The sequence below is a fragment of the Capillimicrobium parvum genome, assembly GCF_021172045.1.
Lineage (GTDB): Bacteria > Actinomycetota > Thermoleophilia > Solirubrobacterales > Solirubrobacteraceae > Capillimicrobium > Capillimicrobium parvum.
In genome coordinates, this window is the sequence record NZ_CP087164.1 from 415,381 (window position 1) to 434,316 (window position 18,936).

The following is an 18,936-nucleotide window of genomic DNA, read 5'->3' on the forward strand; positions in this document are numbered from 1 at the left end:
CAATCTGGCGCTGCCCGGACCGCCACGGCCACCTGCCTGGAGTAGACCAGGCGAAGCGACCACGACGACCGCGCGCTACCCCCGATGCCCCGGCCAGCCAAACCAGGACGCATCCCGGCTGTGTAGAGCCCGATGATCTCCCCTAGCCACTCGAACCACCCGATCCGACGGCTTCGGACCGCCTTCGGCAGAGGTTCGGCGCCGGTTGTTTCGCCGGAAGTCCCGGCGTGCGCGTCCCCACCGCCGAGACAGGTTGCCCACCCCGGACCCGCGCCGGCGCCCGCCGCGGCGGCGATGACGGCGCGGGAGGTGACGACAGCGCGGGCACACGCGCGGGCCCGCCGGACGTCGTGGAGTTTGAGGTCGTCGCATTGACGGCCTGCCACACCAGGTCTACCGTCGGCTGACGGCGTCGAACCCGGGAGGGGATCAGCGTGAGCATCGTGGTGCGGTATCAGCCGACGAACCTGACGCGGCAGCTCTACGACGACGTGAAGCAGCGCATGGAGAACGCCGGCGGCTGGCCGCCGGACGGGCTCGAGATGCACGTTCTGTTCGGCTCGGACGGCAATCTGCGCGTCAGCGAGATCTGGGACTCGGAAGAGGAGTTCCGGGCGTTCGGCGAGCGAATCCGGCCCGTGCTGGACGAACTGGGCGTGCAGATGTCCGGCGAGCCGGAGGTGTTCGAGGTTCACGAGCTGGAGAAGCGATAGAACCAGCCGCCGGGCGGTAGCCGCGAGCGATCGTGGATGTCGGCGCCGGCCAGGGGTAGTCCTTGGCCGACCGGCAGCCCGGGAGCATCACAGTGGGCGACGTTCCGAGGATGGCGCCCGCGGGCAATCGGCCGATCGACGCGTCCGGTGGCGTCCCATCGTCGTGGAAGCGGTCACGGCCAAGACGGCCGGGCGCTGCGCGAATCGGCATCTCGTATCGTTCCGCGAGCGTCGCATGCTGGCTGCCGACATCCCACCCGCGCCACGTCGCCGGATGCGCGTGCTCATGGCGGTACACAGCGCGGGTTACGGCGGCGCGCAGCTGGTTGCGATCAGCCAGGCGCGAGCGCTGCGTCGCGAGTACGACCTCGTCATCGCGATTGGCACGGGCCCGCTGCGCGCCGCGTTCGCCGAGGTCGCCGCCGCCATCGTTCGCGGACCGCCCAACCTGCCCATCTGGGGCGCGTCGCGCGGCCGGTGGACGCTCCAGATCGGCCGTGCCATCCCGGACGCGGTCCGGTTCGCGGTGCTCGTCCGCCGGCATGAGATCGACGTGGTCGTCGTCAACAGCACGGTGCTGGTGGCGCCCGTCATCGGCGCGCGAATGGCAGGGGTTCCGGTCGTCGTCCACGCGCAGGAGGCGCCGAAGTCCGCGGCCGCGAGGCGACTGTTCCGCGTGCACGGCGTGCTGGCGCACACCGTCGTCGCGATCTCGCCATGGGTCGCACAGGCCTTCGACGGTGCCGTCGCCAGGGTCATGTCGAATCCCGTCGGCATCCCCATTCCCCCCGATCCCGGGCCGCGGGAGCTGTGCGCCGCCGACCCGCTCCGGCTCGTGATGGTCGGCACCGTCGACCGGCATAAGGGACAGCACGTGGCGATCGCAGCCGTTCGGGCGCTGCGCGACCGAGGGCTCGAGGCGGAGCTGACGCTTCATGGGCTCGAGGCCGACCAGGCCTACGCCGCCGAGCTGCGCGAGCAGGCGCGCGACCTGGGCGTCGCGCGGCAGGTCCACTTCGCGGGGCCGACCTCCGACGTCGCCGCCTGCCTGCTGGCCGCGGACACACTGCTGCTCGCGGCGGGCGAGGTGACTCCGCTCGTCCTCATGGAGGCGATGGCGCTCAGGACGCCAGTCGTCGCGGCGCGCATGGGAAGCATCCCCGACGTCGTCAGCGACGGGGTGAGCGGGCTGCTGGTCGCCCCGGACGACCCGGTCGCCCTCGCTGCGGCGGTCGCTCGCCTCGGCCATGAAACGGGCCTGGCAGAACGGATCGCCGAAGCGGGACGCCGCCGAGTGGAGGAGGACTTCGACGAGACGCGGGGGCACCGTCGGCTGAGCGCCGAGATCCGACGGCTCACCGGCCGCCCGGACGCAAGCCATGCGAGCGGGGCCCTCGTGGTCGTGCGGCGCCGCCTGGGTGCGCCGTGGCGGCGGATGCAGGCGGCGCTCCTTCGCTGGAGGCTCCGGGCGTCGTCGGCCCGCGTCGCGGGTGCGCTCGTCTACCACGAGACGTTCCGCACCCCGCCGTCGGCCGAGCAGGTCGTGCCTGGCCTCACCGCCGCGGCCCTCGAGAGGCATCTGCGTCACCTGCGACGCTCGTACCAGCTCGTGACGCCGTCGCAGCTGCACCGCGCGATGCTCTCGCGCCGGCGCGGCGGACGGATCCCGGTCGCGGTCACCTTCGACGACGACCTCGCGAGCCATGTGGAGGTTGCGGCACCGCTGCTGCGGAGCCTCGGCTGCCCGGCCGCGTTCTTCCTGACGGGGGCGGGCCTCGACGGACCGCACGGCTTCTGGTGGCAGCGCCTGCAGGCGACGGCCGACCGGGGCCTCGACCCCCGCCCGGCGCTTCGCACGGCGGGCCTGCGGGCCGGTGCCGAGCAGTCCCTCGCCGACCTTGCCGCGGACGTCGAACGATCGCCGTCGGTGCACGCCGCCGTCGCCGAGGCGCTCTCGCAGCTCGTCGGCGAGGACCCGGCCGAGTACCACCTGACGCGGTCGCAGGTCGGCCAGTTGGCGCGGGAGGGCTTCGAGATCGGCTTCCACACCCGCGATCACCGGCCGTTGCCCGAGCTTGCCGACGACGACCTCGAGGGCGCGCTGCGCGACGGACGGGCCGCGCTCGAGGAGGCCGCGGGGTGCCCGCTGACCACCATCGCCTATCCGCACGGGCGCGCTGACGAGCGCGTCGCCGCCGCCGCCCGCGCCGCCGGCTACACCGACGGCTTCGGCGGAGCGGGCCGGTCGATCACGGCGCGATCCGATCGGCTTCTGCTGCCTCGCATCGAGTTGCTGCTCGAGGATCCCGGCTCGTTCGAGCTGGCGATGGCATGCGAGCTATGGGCGGATCGATAGCCAGTCCGGCGCGCGGCCGTCGAACTCGACGGCGTTCGGCGCGCGGCGCAGGCCGGCGGCGCGCAGCGCCGAGCCCACCGCGTGCCGCACATCGGACCGGCTGCGGTGGCGCAGGGCCGTGACGGCGAACGTGAGGGCGGCACGCCCGGGCCGGCCCGAATGGGCCTGTCCGTCGGCGATCCATCCGCGGAAGACGATGGCATCGAACCGGCCCGGGAGGCTGCTGTGCGCGTGCTTGGCGCGCAGGATCCGGCCCTCCCGCCCCGCGCTGTCGATCGCGGTCCGGTGCATGTTCGTCTCGTGCACGACGTACGCCACCAGCGGCTCCGGGCACGCCGCCGGTCGCCCCGCCTCGGTCAGGCGAATCCACATGTCCCAGTCCGCGATGTGGTGCAGCGACTCGTCGAAGCCACCGAGCCGCCGCAGGAGCTCGGTGCGTGCGAGCACGTTCGACGAGCCCGCGAAGACGAGGTTGCGGCTGCGGATGCTGCGTCGCATCTCCTCGGGCGTGAATGCCGGGGACGCGTAGAGCACCCGGCCGTCGCCCGCTGCGACCGCCAGCCCGGCGGTGTAGACGAAGTCGGCATCCTCCGCCCGAGCGCGCTCGAGCTGCACGCGGAGCTTGTCCGGGCTCCAGCGGTCGTCGTCGTCGAGGAATGCGATCCAGGGATGCGCTGCTCGCTCGATCCCGCGGTTGCGGGCACGTGCCACGCCGCGGCTGGACGCGTTGCGCAGCACGGTGACGCGTGGGTCGCCGAGCGCCTCGAGCGCCTCCGCCGTGGCATCGCGCGAACCATCGTCGACGACGATGACCTCCACTTCGACGTGCCGCTGATCGAGCGTGAGGCGCACTGTGTCCACCACGATGTGCATCCGGTCGCGCGTCGGGATCACGACCGATACGGCCTCAGTCATCGGCCGGCCGCCTGGCGGTGAGCATGATGTTGGGCGCGAGCACGTGGTGCGGATTCCGGCGGCGTTGCTCGATGGCGTCGAGCGCCGCGCCCACGACGTTCAGGCCGGCGTAGGCGAGCGCGAACGTGGCCCGCACCGCCGAGCGGGGGAGACGACGGCCGAGCTCTTCTTCGCACGCGTGCAGAAGCGTGCCGGTGAGCAGCGTCCAGGCGACGGCACGACCGCCGTTCTCGACGACGACGACGTCGTCCCAGCCGTCGAACAGCTGCCGCAGCGAGCCCGACGTGTACCGGTGCTCGACGATGGCGCGGTCGTACTCCCAGACCACCGGCACCGCGACGACCACCCGCCCGCCGGGCTTGACGACGCGCTTGAGCTCTCGGACACCATGCGCCGGATCGGTGACGTAGTGGAAGGCCTCGATGCACGCGACGCCGTCGTAGCCGCCGTCGGGGCAGGGCAGGAACTCGGCCGTGACGATGTCGGCCACGCCGAAGCGGTCGTCGACGTCCAGTCCGACGATACGCACGCCGGGCGCGACGAGGTCGTCGTACGGACGGCTGCCGCAGAACACGTCGAGGACGACGCCGCCCGGCTCCGCGATCCGCGCCAGCGCGGGCCGCAGGTCGTCGAGCAGCCGCCGCAGATGCAGGTAGTCGAACTGCCACGGCCGCGGATGCCGACGCGTTCGGCGGGCGGCTCGCAGGGGCCCGCCGCGGCTCATGGGCACGTCACCCGCCGCATCGAGCGCTGCGCCTGCTGCGCCAAGCCGACGACGACGCCCGCGGGCAGGCCGCGGGCGAGCCCGCGGCGCCAGTCGCTCATGGCGACCGGTCGCCGCAGCAGCTGGGCGCGCATCAGCCGTACCGCCTCCCGGGCGTCTCGGGCGACGAACGGGGCGATCGCCCAATCGCGCCGCCAGAGGTGCTTGCCGTACATCCGCCCCTGGTCGAACGCGTATCGGACGTTGAGCGCGAGGAGCTCGTCACGCGATCGCCAGTCGCGGTGCCACACCGTCATCCCCGGCTCGTAGCGCAGCGTCCGCCCCGATCCCAGCCAGCGAAAGCACAGGTCCCCGTCCTCGGCCGCCCGCGCGAACGCCTCGTCGAACCCGCCGATCGCCAACAGCTCGGAGCGATGGGCGACGAAGTTGGCCGGGAACAGGAGCGACACCTCGAGCTCGCCGCAGTACTCCCGCGGCTCCTCGCTCGTCTTGCAGGACGGGACGAGGTCGGCGTCGCCCTCGGGCAGCACACGGCCGGTGGCGAGCAGGTCGGTGCGCGATGCGACGGTCCGCAGGGCGACCTCCAGCCAGTCCGCCGCGACCGTGCAATCGTCGTGGGTGACGGCGACGATCGCCTCCCGCGCGGCTTGGATGCCGACGTTGTACGCGACGGCGATGTTGCGCGCACCGCTCGCGACCCGCCGGATGGGCAGCGACGGCAGGTCGGCGATCAGCGGTGCCAGGGCGTCGCCGCGGCTCTGGTCGACCAGCACGACCTCGGCAGGGAGCGCGGTGCCGCCGGCGACCGAGCTCAGGCAGTCCCGCAGCAGCTCGGTCCGTCCGACCGTCGGGATGACCAGGCTGATGGGCAGGTGGTGGCCCACGGCGTTCACGCTTCGACCGCGGCGACGGACCAGCTCAGCTGCGGGCGAACCGCCGGACGCAGCCCGTCGTCGGACTCGCCCTGAGCCGCGGAGACGCGGAAGCGCAGGGGTTCCTCGATCACGTACCAGTCGTCGCCCGCGTAGACGTAGACACCGACGAGATAGTCGTCCGCCCGCAGCACGCCGGGGAGCGTGACCTCGACCTCAGCTTCGCCCGGCGAGCTGCCGAGTCCGGACGACGGCTCCGCGACGCGAAGCGTGTCCTCGAGCACGCGGAGGCCCATCGAGTCCGCGATGTAGAAGCCGACGTCGAGACCCGTGATGCGTTCGCGGACCTGCACGCGCAGCCGGAGGACGACCGTGTCGTGGCGCGTCGGCTCGGTGATCGGCGCGCCGTCCTCGGCCGCGATCGACACGCTCGTCAACGCCACGGGCAGGTGCGGATCGGTCTCCAGCTCCACGCGGCCGGCATCGATCCGGCCGACGGAATCGAAGTACCGCCGCAGCGTCTCGTGCGTGGGTCCGTCGAAGGCGATGCGGCCCTGATCGAGCCACAGAGTTCGCTCGCAGAGGCGCCCGATCGCGCCGAGGTCGTGCGACACGAAGACCACCGTGCGGCCCGAGCGCTGCAGGTCCTCCATCCTGCCGATGCAACGGCGCTGGAACTCCGCGTCGCCGACGGCGAGCGCCTCGTCGATGACGAGGACGTCGGGTTCGAGGTGCGCCGCAACGGCGAACGCCAAGCGCAGCCGCATTCCTGCGGAGTAGCGCTTCAGCGGCGTGTCGAGGAACCGCTCGACCCCCGAGAAGGCGGCGATCTCGTCGAAGCGCGCGCGGACGTCGCTTCGAGACATGCCGAGGATCGCCCCGCTGAGGAACACGTTCTCTCGCCCCGTCAACTCGTCGTGGAAGCCCGTGCCGACGTCGAGCAGGGCGCTGAGCCGGCCGCGGACGCGGGAGACGCCGGCCGTCGGGGTCGTGATGCGCGCGAGGATCCGCAGCAGCGTGGTCTTGCCCGCGCCGTTGCGGCCGATGATGCCGACCAGTTCACCAGTGGGCACCGTGAACGAGACGTCCTGCAGCGCCCAGAAGTCCATGCCCTTGGCGGCATCGCGGCCGCGCATCCGGTTCGCGATGACCTCGGTGAGCAGCATCGCCCCTCCGCTCCCACCGACCGTGTAGCGCTTGCCCAGCCCCGAGACCTCGATGGAGTTGCCCACTAGATCACGTCCGCGAAGCTGTCCTCGACCGAGCGGAAGTAGTACAGCCCGCTCACAACGATCACAACGGCGCTCACGAGCGAGGCGATGTCCGCGAGCGGCGGTGGAGGACCGTCCACGAGCGACCAGCGGAGGCCGTCGACCAAGCCGACGAGCGGGTTGAGCGCGTACACCCATCGCCAGTCGCCGCTCACGACCGAGGACGGGAACACCATCGGGCTCAGGAAGAACCACGTCTGCAGCAGGAACGGCAGGATCTGCCGCACATCGCGGTACTTCACGTTGATCGCGGCAAGCCAGGTGCCGATGCCGAACGCGACCATCGCCGCTGCCGCCATCCACAGCGGTACGAGCAGGATCTGCGGCCCGGGCGCGACGTCGTAGACCACGAACAGGACCGCCGTGAGCGCGAGCGCGACGGTGAAGTCCAGGAGCCCCGGAAGGACCGCCGCCGCGGGCGACAGGATACGGGGGAAGTACACACGGGTGACGAGGTGGGGGTTCTGCGGCAGCTCGGCAGCCGCCGCCGAGACGGACGTGGAGACGTAGGTCCACAGGCACATCGCGGGATAGACGAACACCGCGTACGGGAGCCCGTCCGACGGCAGCTTCGCGAGCCGGCCGAAGACAATCGTGAAGATGAGGAGCCCGGCCAGCGGCTGCAACAGCGCCCAAGCGACGCCCAGGAGCGTCTGCCGGTAGCGCACCTTGAGCGTGCGCTGCGCGAGCACGATGCCGAGATCGCGGTGCCGCCACGCCTCGCCGAGCTCGAGCCGCGGCAGCCCGCGCCGCGAAGGACGGTTCTCGGTCCACTCGTCATGGGTGGCGGGATCGGGCCTGGGCGGAGCTGCCTGGAGCGCCGTCACGCCACGTGACCTACCTCGCGGCCATCGCGTTCCGGCCCCTGGCGGAGGGGCCAGGCGTGGCGCGGGATCGATGCGGCTCGGTCGCCGGCGGGGGTACATGGATGAGACCGGATGAGACAAGTAACGCGCCGCAGCGCTCACGTCTTGCTCTGAACTCGCCGGGCGATGCCGCCTGACCCAGCTGCGCGACTGGGACTCGCGCGTCCGGGTCGACGTTCGAGCGCTGCGACACAGGACCCGGTTGACGCTCGCCTTTCGCCCGGTTGCAGCCGAATGACCGATCGCGCGCCCGTTCACCGGTTGGTTACCATCGCCCGCGTCTGCGCGTCCGGGGTCGACTCGACGCGCCTGTCGAGTCTCGGAGGCCGTTGATGTACGAGGATGTCGAGAGCGTCTGCCTGTTCATCGGGTACACGCGCAGCGGCCACAGCCTGGTCGGGACGATCCTCGACGCCCACCCGGAGGCGGTGATCGCCCACGAGCGCCAGATGTTCAAGGTCGGCCGGGGCGAGAACCTCGGAGCGAGCGTGGCGTACACGGACCGCGACAAGATGTTCCAGGCGCTCGTCGCCACGTCTGAGAAGCACGGCGCCCGCGGACGCCGGGGCTACCGGCGCAGCGAGCCGAACAAGCTCATCGAGGGCGCCGCGAACGGGACGTTCACGACGCTGCGGGTCATCGGCAGCAAGCGCGGCCAGGAGACCCCGATGGCGTGGAACGCCAACCCGCAGGTCTTCGACCAGCTCTCGGAGCTCGCGCAGGCGCAGGTCCGGCTCCTGCACGTGTACCGCAACCCGTGGGACAACATCTCGTCGATGACGCGCGCGGTCACGCCGGAGCGGGCCGTCCGCAAGTACTTCAAGCGCGCCGAGGTCATCAAGCGCTTCAAGGAGGAGAGCGCGACGCCGCTGCACGACGTGGCGCTCGAGGACCTCACCGCGAACCCGCGCGACGAGATCCGCAGGCTCGCGGCGTTCTACGAGCTCGAGGCCGCCGACGAGTGGGTCGAGGCCTGTGCCGCCGTCGTCGACCCGGAGGCGCAGGCCAGCCGCCACGAGCGGGAGTGGACCGACGAGGAGATCGCCGAGGTCGTCGAGGCCAAGGCCGAGATCCCGTGGCTCGCGCGGTTCCCGGACTCGCCGACGGAGTGATCGGCCGCCGCGTCGCGGCTCAGCGGCGGCGGCGTGCGCCGCGCATGCGGACGCGGTAGACGAGCATCGCCGCGGCCTCGCTGAGCAGAGCGAGGCCGATGAGCGCCCACGCGACGTAGAACGCCGCGCCGTGGACCTTCGCGACGAGCAGGAGCGTGAGCCCGGTGACGACCATGACCGCCCGGATCAGGAACTGCCAGGGGATGGCGTGCGGGGGGCGCTGGTCCGGTGAGGGCGGCGACATCTCTGGGCAATGCGTTCGGGGCGGCGCGGCGGTCCTACCCCCGCGACATGATCCACGACCCTACGGAGCGCACCATGGCCGGGCAATCGCGTCTGCCCGGGCGGGGTTAACCGCACCCCCGGTCCACGGGCTGGCTCCCGGACCGACGCGGGCCTTCCCACCTGGGCGTCCGGGGCGCCGGAGGCGATGCTCCTCGTGTCGCCTACCCTCCACGATCCCGGCCAAGGCCATGACCTCCAACTCACGCCTCAGCGCACCGCACATCTACATCGAATGCGACCTCGCCGAGGGGCAGACCATCGCCGAGTACAACCGCGAGCGCCGTCCGGTGCGACCGGGGCGGCGCGGGCTGCGGCGGCTGCTGAGCGCGACGCGCGCCCGCGGGCCGCGGGTCGCCGCGTAGGCCTCCTCACCCTCATCCTCGCGGTCGCGGCCGGGGCGCTCCTCCTTCCGCCCCGGCCCGCCGCGGCGGCACCGTTTCGCGCGCACGTCCAGACCGTCCGCGCCGGTGCCGACCGCATCGCCTACTACGAGCGCGGCAGCGGCCCGCCGCTCGTCATGGCGATCGGGACGGGCTCCACGATGGCCGAGTGGGACCCCGCGCTCCTGCGTCTGCTCGCCGCCCGCCACCGGCTCATCCTGTTCGACTACGCGGGCGTCGGGCGCTCGTCGCCCCTGCGCGGCCGCCGGACCTCGTTCGCGGCGATGGCCGACCAGACCGCGCGCTTCATGCGTGCCGCCGGCGCGCCCCGCGCCGACGTGCTCGGCTGGTCGATGGGCGGCTTCGTCGCCCAGCAGCTCGCGATCCGCCATCCGAGCAGCGTGCGCCGGCTCGTCCTGGCCGGGACGAACCCCGGCGGGCGGTGCTCCGTGCTCGGCCCGCGGTGGGCGCAGGAGATCGACAGCGGCGCCGACTCCGATGCCGACGCCCTGAAGGTCCTCTATCCCCGGACCCGCTCGGGGCGCGCGGAGGGCGGCGCGTTCCTGCGCCGGCTGGTGCGCGCGAGCGCGAGCGGTGAGATCCCCGACGACTTCCGCGTCCCCGCCGCCACCGTGCGCGCCCAGGTCGCCGCCGAGGACCCGTGGCTGCGCAGCGACGCGAACTTCTCCGCGCTGGGCCGCGTGCGCGCGCCCGCCCTCGTCGCCGGCGGGATGCGCGACGTCGTGGTGCCGCCGGCCAACGTCCGCCGCATCGCGCGGCGCATCCCGGGCGCCCGCCTCGAGCTCTACCGCGGCGCCGGCCACGCGTTCCTGTTCGGCGACCGGCGCCGCTTCGCCCGCTCCGTCGACGCGTTCCTCGGCCCGGGGGGCCCGGCGGGCCACCGCTGACGCCGGCGCGCGGCGCCCTGCGCCGGCGAGCGCAGCTTCGCTCAGCAGAGTCGGGGTCGATCGCCCACACCCACGCGGGCGGCCTGCCGGACCACTGTAAGGTCAGCCGTGAGGAGGGAGCAATGAGCGATCCGGCCTACGCGCACGGCGTGTACGACGTCCCGCTGATCGGGCAGACGATCGGTGCCAACCTCGAGTCGACCGCGGCCCGATTCGCCGACCGCGAGGCGTTCGTGTCCTGCGCGCAGGGCGTGCGCCTGACCTATGCCGAGCTCGACGCGGCGGTCGACCGGCTCGCCACGGGCCTGCTGGACCGGGGCATCGGCCACGGAGACCGGGTCGGGATCTGGGCGCCGAACTGCGTGGAGTGGGCGCTCGTGCAGTACGCGACCGCCAAGGCCGGGGCGATCCTCGTCAACGTCAACCCGGCCTACCGCACGCACGAGCTGGCCTACGCGCTGCGCCAGTCGGGCGTGCGCATGCTGGTGAGCGCCCAGGCGTTCAAGTCGAGCGACTACGTCGCGATGGTGGACGAGGTCGCGGGCGATCTGCCGGCGCTGGAGGAGACGGTGTTCCTCGACGGCGACGCGTGGCGCGAGCTCGCCGCGACGGCGGCGGACCGTGGGCGGATCGCCGAGCGCATGGCGCAGCTGACGTTCGACGACCCGATCAACATCCAGTACACCAGCGGCACGACGGGCTTTCCGAAGGGCGCGACGCTCAGCCACCACAACATCCTCAACAACGGCTTCTTCGTCGGCGAGCTGCTCGGCTGCACCGAGGCCGACCGCATCTGCATCCCCGTGCCGTTCTACCACTGCTTCGGCATGGTCATGGGCAATCTCGCGGCGACGACGCACGGCGCGTGCATGGTCGTGCCGGCGCCGTCGTTCGAGCCGGGCGCCACCCTGCGCGCCGTGGCGCAGGAGCGCTGCACGGCGCTGTACGGGGTGCCGACGATGTTCATCGCCGAGCTGGCCGACCCGAGCTTCGCCGAGCACGACCTGTCGTCGCTGCGCACGGGGATCATGGCCGGCTCGCCGTGCCCGGTCGAGGTCATGCGCCGCGTCGTCGACGAGATGCACATGGACGAGGTCGCCATCTGCTACGGCATGACGGAGACGTCGCCGGTGTCGACGCAGACCCGGGCCGGCGATCCGCTCGACCTGCGCGTCTCGACGGTCGGCCGGCCCGGCCCGCACGTCGAGATCAAGGTCGTCGACCCGGACACGCGCCTGACCGTCGGACGCGGCGAGACCGGCGAGCTGTGCACGCGCGCCTACAGCGTGATGCTCGGCTACTGGGAGGAGCCCGAGAAGACGGCCGAGGCGATCGACGCGGCCGGCTGGATGCACACCGGCGATCTGGCGACGATGGACGAGGCGGGCTACTGCAACATCGTGGGGCGCATCAAGGACATGGTCATCCGCGGCGGGGAGAACGTCTACCCGCGCGAGATCGAGGAGTTCCTCTACGCGCATCCCGACATCGCCGACGTGCAGGTCGTCGGCGTCCCCGATGAGCGCTTCGGCGAGGAGCTGTGCGCGTGCGTGCGGCTGCGCGAGGGCGCGGCGCTCGGCGACGACGAGGTCCGCGGCTTCTGCCGCGGGCGCGTGGCGCACTTCAAGGTGCCGCGCTACATCATGTTCGTCGACGAGTTCCCGATGACCGTCACCGGCAAGGTGCAGAAGTTCAGGCTGCGCGACGAGGCGGTCGCGCGCCTCGGCCTCGAGGGCGCGGCCGCCGTGCGCAGCGCCTGACGCGGCGCTCATCCGCGGCTGTACGCGCCGGCACTCGAGCGCGTAGCGCAGCGGCGGCTGGGGCGAGACGGCGTCGGCCGATGTGCGCGCCCCGTCTCATCCTCGCGGCGATCCTCACCGAGGACGTGCGCCGCGGGCTGCGCTTCGCCGACGGCGTGCGCACGGGCCTCGTGAACATCAACGAGACGACGAACCACTGGGAGAACCACCTTGCCGTTCGGCGGGCGCGCGGAGAGCGCCAGCGGGGTCGGGAGGATCGGCGGGCGCCACGCGATGGACACGCTGACCGAGCTGCAGACGGTCGTGATCGCCCCCTGCGGCGACGCCGGGCCGGGCCGGCCGCTCAGGCGCGGATCGCGTCGAGCACCAGGTCGCTGTAGCCGTCGGCGATCGCCTCGGGCGTCAGCCGGCCGCCCGGGCGGTACCACGTCGGCATGTGGTTCACCATGCCGAGCAGGGCGAGCGCGAGCAGGCGCCGGTCGCCGGACCGGCCGTCGAGGTCGCCGATGATCGCGCCCAGGCGGGCCTCGAACGCGCGGCGGCTGCGGCGCACGTCCTGCCAGCGCGGATCGCTCTCGACCGCATGGCGCTCCTGCGCGAAGACGAGCATGTGGAAGCGATGGTCGGCGACGTGCCGCACCCAGGCGCGCACCAGCTCGCGCAGCTTCTCCTCGGGCGCGTCGCCGGCGGCGGCGATCGCGTCCGCGCGCTCCAGCAGCGGGTCCATGAGCTGTCCGAAGATCGCGAACAGCAGCTGCTCCTTGCCGTCGATGTAGTGGTAGATGCCGCCGACGGCGAGCCCGGCCGCCTCGCTGAGGTCGGCGATGCTCGTCGCCTGGTAGCCCCGCCGGGCGAACAGCTCGGCCGCGGTCGCGATGACCCGCTCCCGGCGCTCGTCGTAGCGCGCGCGGAGGCGGGGCTGGCTCGGCTTCGTGGGCATCTCCACAACGGTACCGAAGGATCATTCGGAAACCGAGTCGTCATTCGGTATAAAGGGGGCCATGGACTTCGACCTCTCCGACGACCACGAGCTGCTGCGCCGCACCGTCCGCGAGTTCGCTGAGGGCGAGGTGGCCCCCGTCGCGGAGGAGCTCGACCGCACGAAGGCCTTCCCCTACGAGATCGTCCGCAAGATGGGCGAGCTGGGGTGGATGGGCATCCCGTTCCCGGAGGAGGTCGGCGGCGCCGGGGGCGACACGCTGGCCTACGCGCTCGCCGTCGAGGAGCTCACGCGCGTGGACTCCTCCGTCGCCATCACGCTCTGCGCGCACACGAGCCTCGGCACCCAGCCGATCTACCTGTTCGGCTCCGAGGAGCAGAAGGCCGACTGGCTGCCGGAGCTGACGGCGGGGCGCAAGCTCGGCGCGTTCGGACTGACCGAGCCGGAGGCGGGCAGCGACGCCGGCAACACCCGCACGCGCGCCCGGCTCGACGGCGGCGAATGGGTCATCGACGGCGCCAAGCAGTTCATCACGAACGCGGGCACCGACATCTCGGGCGTCGTCTGCATCACCGCGAGGACCGGGGAGGACGAGATCTCGAACATCGTCGTCCCCAACGGCACGCCGGGCTACGAGCAGGGCGAGCCCTACCGGAAGATGGGCTGGAACGCGTCCGACACGCGGCCGCTGACCTTCACCGACTGCCGCGTCCCCGAGGCGAACCTCCTCGGCCCGCGCGGCGCCGGCTTCAAGCAGTTCCTCCACATCCTCGACATCGGGCGCATCGGCGTCGCGGCGATGGGGGTCGGGCTGGCCCAGGGCGCGCTGGACCAGGCGATCGCGTACGCGAAGGAGCGCCGCGCCTTCGGCAAGCCGATCTCGAAGTTCCAGGCGATCCAGAGCAAGCTCGCCGACATGTCCACGGAGATCGAGGCGGCGCGGCTGCTCGTCTACAAGACCGCGCTGCTCAAGGACGCGGGCCGGTCGTTCACGCTCACCGCCGCCCAGGCCAAGCTGAAGACCGGCCGCCTCGCCGTGCGCTGCAGCGAGGAGGCGGTCCAGATCCACGGCGGCTACGGCTACATCGAGGAGTACCCGGTGTGCCGGTTCTACCGCGACGCGAAGATCCTGACCATCGGCGAGGGCACCGACGAGGTGCAGCAGATGGTCATCGCGCGGGCGCTGGGCGCGTAGCGGTCGGATGTTCGCCCGCGTGCTGGTCGCCAACCGGGGCGAGATCGCCGTCCGCGTGATGCGCACGCTGCGGCGGCTCGGCATCGAGTCGGTCGCGGTCTACAGCGACGCAGACGCCGGCGCGCCCCACGTGCGTGCGGCCGACGCCGCGGTGCGGCTCGGGCCGGCGCCGGCGGCGCAGTCGTACCTCTCCGTCGAGAAGGTGATCGAGGCGGCGCAGCGCACCGGCGCCGAGGCGATCCATCCCGGCTACGGCTTCCTCTCCGAGCGGCCTGCGCTGCCCGAGGCATGCGCGGCGGCCGGCATCGCGTTCGTCGGTCCGGGCGCGGAGGCGATGGCGCTGCTCGGCGACAAGGTCGCGGCCAAGGAGGTCGCCGAGCGGGCGGGCGTGCCGATCGTGCCCGGCCTGCACCGGGCGGCGCTGACCGACGACGAGATCGGCGACTGGGCCGCCGGCCAGGAGCTGCCGCTGATGCTCAAGGCCGCGGCGGGAGGCGGCGGGCGCGGGATGCGGGTCGTGCGCGCGCTCGGCGATCTGCCCGAGGCGGTGGGTGCGGCGCGGCGCGAGGCGATGGGCGCGTTCGGCGACGACCGGCTGCTCGTCGAGCGCTACCTCGAGCGCCCCCGCCACATCGAGGTGCAGGTCATCGCTGACGCCCACGGCACGGTGCTGCATCTCGGGGAGCGCGAGTGCAGCCTGCAGCGCCGCCACCAGAAGGTCGTCGAGGAGGCGCCGTCGCCGGTGGTCGACGGCGAGCTGCGCATGCGGATGGGCGAGGCCGCGGTGGCGCTCGCGCGGTCGGCCGGATACGTGAACGCCGGCACGGTCGAGCTGATCGCCGCCCGCGACGACCCGTCGAGCTTCTACTTCCTCGAGATGAACGCCCGCCTCCAGGTCGAGCACCCGGTCACGGAAGCGGTCTGCGGCCTGGACGTCGTCGAGCTGCAGCTGCGCGTGGCGGCGGGCGAGCCGCTGCCGCTGGGCCAGGACGACGTCCGCCTCGACGGCCACGCGATCGAGGCGCGCGTCTACGCCGAGGACCCGGCCACCGGCTTCCTGCCGTCGACCGGGCGGATCGCCGGCTATCGCGAGCCGAGCGGGGTGCGGGTCGACTCCGGCGTCGCCGCCGGCTCGGTCGTCGGCTCGGACTACGACCCGATGCTGGCGAAGGTGATCGCCCACGGGCCGGACCGCGCCACCGCGCTGGCTCGCCTGGACCACGCGCTGGGCGAGATGCTCGTCGTGGGCCCGACGACGAACGCCGCCTGGCTGCGCGCGCTCCTGCGCCGGCCCGAGGTGCGCACGGGCGAGCTCGACACCGGCCTGATCGAGCGCCTCGGCGACGAGGTCGCGCCGCCGCCGCCCGCCGCCGACCTCGCCGGCGTCGCGGTGGCCGCGCTGACCGGCCCGCCGCCGACCGACGATCCGTGGGACGCCCGCGACGGCTGGCGCCCCGGCGGCGCGCGTGCGGTTGCGCACGCGCTGCTCAGCGGGCCGGACGGGCCGGCGATGGCGGCGCTCGAACCGGGTGCCGCGGACCGCATCGCGCGCCGCGGCGACGGCGCGCTGCTCGTGTGCGGCGACGACGGCGTGGCGCGGACCATCGACGTGATCGGCGACGGCGACGCCGTCTGGCTCGTCGACGCCGGCGTCCCGACCCGCTGGGCGCCCGCCACCGACTCGGCCGCTCAGCACCACGGGTCCGGGTCGCTCGAGGCGCCGATGCCCGGCGTCGTGCTCGACGTCCGCGCCGCGCTCGGCGCGACGGTCACCGAAGGGGACGTGCTGGTCGTGCTCGAGTCGATGAAGATGGAGCTGACGGTGGTCGCGCCCGCGGAGGGGACGGTCGCCGAGCTGCACGTCCAGCCGGGCGACACCGTCACGCGCGGCCAGGTCATGGTGGTGGTCGAGTGAGCACGCTGCTGACCACCCACGCCCACCCCGGCACGCCCGAGTTCGAGGCGAACGAGGCTGAGCACCGCCGCCTTCTCGGCGAGCTGCACGAGCGGCTGGCCCGCGCCGCGCTCGGCGGCGGCGAGCGCTCGCGCGAGCGCCACGCCGCGCGCGGCAAGCTCCTGCCCCGAGACCGCGTCGAGCGCCTGTGCGATCCGGGGGCGCCGTTCCTCGAGCTCAGCCCGCTCGCCGCGGAGGACCTCTACGACGGCGACGCGCCGGGTGCGGGGATCATCACCGGCGTCGGCCGGGTGTCGGGCCGCGAGGTCGTCGTCGTCGCCAACGACGCGACCGTCAAGGGCGGCACGTACTACCCGATGACGGTCAAGAAGCACCTGCGCGCCCAGGCCGTCGCGCTGGCCAACGAGCTGCCGTGCGTCTACCTCGTCGACTCGGGCGGCGCGTTCCTGCCCCTCCAGGACGACGTCTTCCCCGACCGCGAGCACTTCGGCCGCATCTTCTTCAACCAGGCGACCATGTCCGCTCGCGGGATCCCGCAGATCGCCGCGGTCCTCGGCTCCTGCACGGCGGGCGGCGCGTACGTCCCGGCGATGAGCGACGAGACGGTGATCGTGCGCGAGCAGGGCACGATCTTCCTCGGCGGCCCCCCGCTCGTGAAGGCGGCGACCGGCGAGGTGGTGACGGCGGAGGAGCTCGGCGGCGGCGACCTGCACGCGCGAACCTCGGGCGTCGTCGACCACCTCGCCGACGACGACGACCACGCGCTGCGCATCGTGCGCTCGATCGTCGCGACGCTCGGGCCCAAGCGGCCCGCGCCATGGGAGCGACGGCCCGTGACGGAGCCCGCCGTCGACCCCGGCACGCTCTACGGCGCGGTCCCGCCCGACAGCCGGACGCCCTACGACCCGCGCGAGGTGATCGCCCGCACCGTCGACGGCAGCCTCCTGCACGAGTTCAAGCAGACGTACGGCACGACGGTCGTGTGCGGGTTCGCGCACATCCACGGCCACCCGGTCGGCGTCATCGCCAACCACGGCATCCTGTTCTCGGAGAGCGCGCTGAAGGCGGCGCACTTCATCGAGCTGTGCGACCAGCGCGGCGTGCCGCTGCTGTTCCTGCAGAACATCTCCGGGTTCATGGTCGGCCGCGACTACGAGGCCGGCGGCATCGCCAAGGACGGCGCGAAGATGGTGTCGGCGGTCGCGACGGCCCGGGTGCCGAAGCTGACGGTGATCGTCGGCGGGTCGTTCGGGGCGGGCAACTACGGGATGTGCGGCCGCGCGTACGACCCGCGCTTCCTGTGGATGTGGCCGAACGCGCGCATCTCGGTGATGGGCGGCGAGCAGGCGGCGACGGTGATGGAGACGGTGGGCCAGGCCGAGGCCGGCGCGCAGTTGCGCGAGCAGTACGAGCACCAGGGCAATCCGTACTACTCGACCGCCCGCCTCTGGGACGACGGCGTGATCGACCCGCTCGACACGCGACGGGTCCTCGGGCTGGCCCTCGGCGCCTGCGCGAACGCCCCGATCGGGCCGCGCACGGTGCCCGTCTTCAGGATGTGAGGCCGCGTAGGTCCTCGGGAGTGTCGACGTCGACCGACGCCTCCGCCGGCCCGCACTCGACCTCGAGCACCACATGTCGGGCGAGCAGCTCGCGGGCGCCCGCGTCGCCGCGCAGCTCGCCGACCGCGTGCAGCAGCTCGCGGCGAAGCGCCACGGGGTGACCGGGACGCTCGCCCCACCGGCCGCGCACCGCGGCCACGTCGGCCGGAGCGGACCGCGCGGCCGCCACGACGGCGTCGATCGCCGCCGCCGTCATCCGCGGCTCGTCGCCCAGCGTGACGACGAGCCACGCGGCGTCGCCCGCGGCGCCGGCGGCGCAGCGCAGCGATGCGGCCAGGCCCTCCTCCCAGCCGGCGCACGAGACGACCCGGGCGCGGCCCGGCCGGATCGCGCCGCGCACCTCGTCGCCGTGCGCGCCCACGACGACGACGACCTCGTCGAGCGCCTGCGCCGCGCACGCCGCGTCGACCGCCCACTGCACCAGCGGACGGCCGCCGAGGGGGGCGAGCTGCTTGACCGCGCCGAACCGCCGGCCGGCGCCGGCGGCCAGCACCGCGCCGCAGACGTCCATCAGGCGCCGAAGCCGCGCAGCAGCCCACGGCGGGCGAGCTGCTTGGCGTCCTCGAGGCCGATCTCCCCCTCGGTGTAGCCCTTCAGCGCGCGGCGCGTGATGCCGGCGATCGCGATGAGCACCCAGCGCGCCGGCACGTCGGAGTCGAGCTCGCCTTCGCGCTGGCCGCGCTCGATGATCGCCAGCAGCGGCGCCTCGAACCGGCGCTTGCCGTCGAGCCGGTGGGCCTCCTCGCGCTCGGGCCAGTCGAACAGCAGCCGGTAGCGCGCGCGCACCTCGACGAGCTCCTCGACGATCTGGCCGAGGGCCTCGCCCGGGCCGACGTCGTCCCGGGCCGACTGCTCGGCGATGATCATCCCGGCCGCGTCGAGCAGCTCGTCCTCGAGCGCGTCGATGAGCTCCTCGCGCGTGGCGAAGTGCCGGTACAGCGTGGCCCGGCCGACGCCCGCCTCGGTCGCGATCCCCGCCATCCCCGCGCTCGGCCGCTCCGACAGGACGCGGGCCGCCGCGTCGAGGATGCGCCGCTCGTTGCGTGCGAAGTCCGCGCGGTGGTGGGTGGGGGACGCCGCCACGCCGCTAGCTTGCCACGTC

Annotated in this window: 18 protein-coding genes; 9 read left to right on the plus strand and 9 right to left on the minus strand. The window is 73.1% G+C overall.

Annotated elements, in window-relative coordinates:
- The first annotated feature begins 434 nt into the window (after positions 1-434).
- Positions 435-713 (plus strand): hypothetical protein, encoded by a 279-nt coding sequence (locus tag DSM104329_RS02005; RefSeq protein ID WP_259313720.1) that lies wholly within the window; start codon positions 435-437, stop codon positions 711-713.
- A gap of 286 nt (positions 714-999) precedes the next feature.
- The gene (locus tag DSM104329_RS02010) at positions 1,000-3,069 is read left to right on the plus strand and encodes a glycosyltransferase (protein WP_259313721.1); all 2,070 of its coding nucleotides are present in this window, start codon (positions 1,000-1,002) and stop codon (positions 3,067-3,069) included.
- Here DSM104329_RS02010 and DSM104329_RS02015 read toward each other — a convergent pair.
- From DSM104329_RS02015 to DSM104329_RS02035, 5 genes are read right to left on the minus strand one after another with little or no spacing between them, the layout of a single operon-like run.
- On the minus strand, positions 3,052-3,984 hold the full coding sequence (locus DSM104329_RS02015; protein WP_259313722.1) for a glycosyltransferase family 2 protein: 933 nt from the start codon (positions 3,982-3,984) through the stop codon (positions 3,052-3,054). The genes DSM104329_RS02010 and DSM104329_RS02015 overlap by 18 nt on opposite strands.
- Entirely contained in the window at positions 3,977-4,708 is a 732-nt protein-coding gene (locus DSM104329_RS02020; protein ID WP_259313723.1) for a class I SAM-dependent methyltransferase, read from the minus strand. The genes DSM104329_RS02015 and DSM104329_RS02020 overlap by 8 nt, the downstream gene beginning before the upstream one ends.
- Positions 4,705-5,592, minus strand: a complete 888-nt coding sequence (locus tag DSM104329_RS02025; protein ID WP_259313724.1) for a glycosyltransferase family 2 protein — start codon at positions 5,590-5,592, stop codon at positions 4,705-4,707. The genes DSM104329_RS02020 and DSM104329_RS02025 overlap by 4 nt, the downstream gene beginning before the upstream one ends.
- Positions 5,593-5,597: 5 nt before the next feature.
- Positions 5,598-6,812, minus strand: a complete 1,215-nt coding sequence (locus tag DSM104329_RS02030) for an ABC transporter ATP-binding protein (RefSeq protein ID WP_259313725.1) — start codon at positions 6,810-6,812, stop codon at positions 5,598-5,600.
- A complete protein-coding gene (locus DSM104329_RS02035) occupies positions 6,812-7,678 on the minus strand; it encodes an ABC transporter permease (RefSeq protein ID WP_259313726.1) in 867 nt (288 codons plus the stop codon). Before DSM104329_RS02035 ends, DSM104329_RS02030 begins: the two co-directional genes overlap by 1 nt.
- A gap of 371 nt (positions 7,679-8,049) precedes the next feature.
- On the opposite strand from DSM104329_RS02035, the gene DSM104329_RS02040 reads away from it, so the two are divergent.
- Entirely contained in the window at positions 8,050-8,829 is a 780-nt protein-coding gene (locus DSM104329_RS02040; protein WP_259313727.1) for a sulfotransferase, read from the plus strand.
- A 19-nt stretch (positions 8,830-8,848) separates the two neighbouring features.
- Here DSM104329_RS02040 and DSM104329_RS02045 read toward each other — a convergent pair whose 3' ends face one another.
- Positions 8,849-9,073 (minus strand): hypothetical protein, encoded by a 225-nt coding sequence (locus DSM104329_RS02045; protein WP_259313728.1) that lies wholly within the window; start codon positions 9,071-9,073, stop codon positions 8,849-8,851.
- Positions 9,074-9,302: 229 nt separating this feature from the next.
- Between DSM104329_RS02045 and DSM104329_RS02050 the strand changes: the two genes are divergently transcribed.
- From DSM104329_RS02050 to DSM104329_RS02060, 3 genes are all read left to right on the plus strand, one after another.
- A complete protein-coding gene (locus DSM104329_RS02050; RefSeq protein WP_259313729.1) occupies positions 9,303-9,476 on the plus strand; it encodes a hypothetical protein in 174 nt (57 codons plus the stop codon).
- A 155-nt stretch (positions 9,477-9,631) separates the two neighbouring features.
- Positions 9,632-10,402: an alpha/beta fold hydrolase gene (locus DSM104329_RS02055; protein WP_259313730.1), complete on the plus strand. Its 771-nt coding sequence runs from the start codon at positions 9,632-9,634 to the stop codon at positions 10,400-10,402.
- A gap of 122 nt (positions 10,403-10,524) precedes the next feature.
- Positions 10,525-12,162: an AMP-binding protein gene (locus DSM104329_RS02060; protein ID WP_259313731.1), complete on the plus strand. Its 1,638-nt coding sequence runs from the start codon at positions 10,525-10,527 to the stop codon at positions 12,160-12,162.
- Positions 12,163-12,505: 343 nt separating this feature from the next.
- On the opposite strand, the gene DSM104329_RS02065 is transcribed toward DSM104329_RS02060, so the two are convergent.
- Positions 12,506-13,102 (minus strand): TetR/AcrR family transcriptional regulator, encoded by a 597-nt coding sequence (locus DSM104329_RS02065; protein ID WP_259313732.1) that lies wholly within the window; start codon positions 13,100-13,102, stop codon positions 12,506-12,508.
- A 61-nt stretch (positions 13,103-13,163) separates the two neighbouring features.
- Here DSM104329_RS02065 and DSM104329_RS02070 point away from each other — a divergent pair, with 61 nt between their 5' ends.
- Genes DSM104329_RS02070 through DSM104329_RS02080 form a run of 3 tightly spaced genes read left to right on the plus strand, consistent with a single transcriptional unit; the run spans position 13,164 to position 17,774 of the window.
- Positions 13,164-14,297, plus strand: a complete 1,134-nt coding sequence (locus DSM104329_RS02070; protein WP_259313733.1) for an acyl-CoA dehydrogenase family protein — start codon at positions 13,164-13,166, stop codon at positions 14,295-14,297.
- A 19-nt stretch (positions 14,298-14,316) separates the two neighbouring features.
- Positions 14,317-16,212: an ATP-binding protein gene (locus DSM104329_RS02075; RefSeq protein WP_259313734.1), complete on the plus strand. Its 1,896-nt coding sequence runs from the start codon at positions 14,317-14,319 to the stop codon at positions 16,210-16,212.
- A gap of 5 nt (positions 16,213-16,217) precedes the next feature.
- On the plus strand, positions 16,218-17,774 hold the full coding sequence (locus DSM104329_RS02080; protein WP_407655891.1) for a carboxyl transferase domain-containing protein: 1,557 nt from the start codon (positions 16,218-16,220) through the stop codon (positions 17,772-17,774).
- Here the strand turns inward: DSM104329_RS02080 and DSM104329_RS02085 are convergent.
- The gene (locus DSM104329_RS02085; protein ID WP_259313736.1) at positions 17,764-18,345 is read right to left on the minus strand and encodes a nucleotidyltransferase family protein; all 582 of its coding nucleotides are present in this window, start codon (positions 18,343-18,345) and stop codon (positions 17,764-17,766) included. The two genes, DSM104329_RS02080 and DSM104329_RS02085, sit on opposite strands and share 11 nt — an antisense overlap.
- Positions 18,345-18,917 carry a TetR/AcrR family transcriptional regulator gene (locus DSM104329_RS02090; protein ID WP_259313737.1) on the minus strand — a complete coding sequence of 191 codons (573 nt, stop codon included), beginning with the start codon at positions 18,915-18,917 and terminating at the stop codon, positions 18,345-18,347. The genes DSM104329_RS02085 and DSM104329_RS02090 overlap by 1 nt, the downstream gene beginning before the upstream one ends.
- Positions 18,918-18,936: the final 19 nt, after the last annotated feature.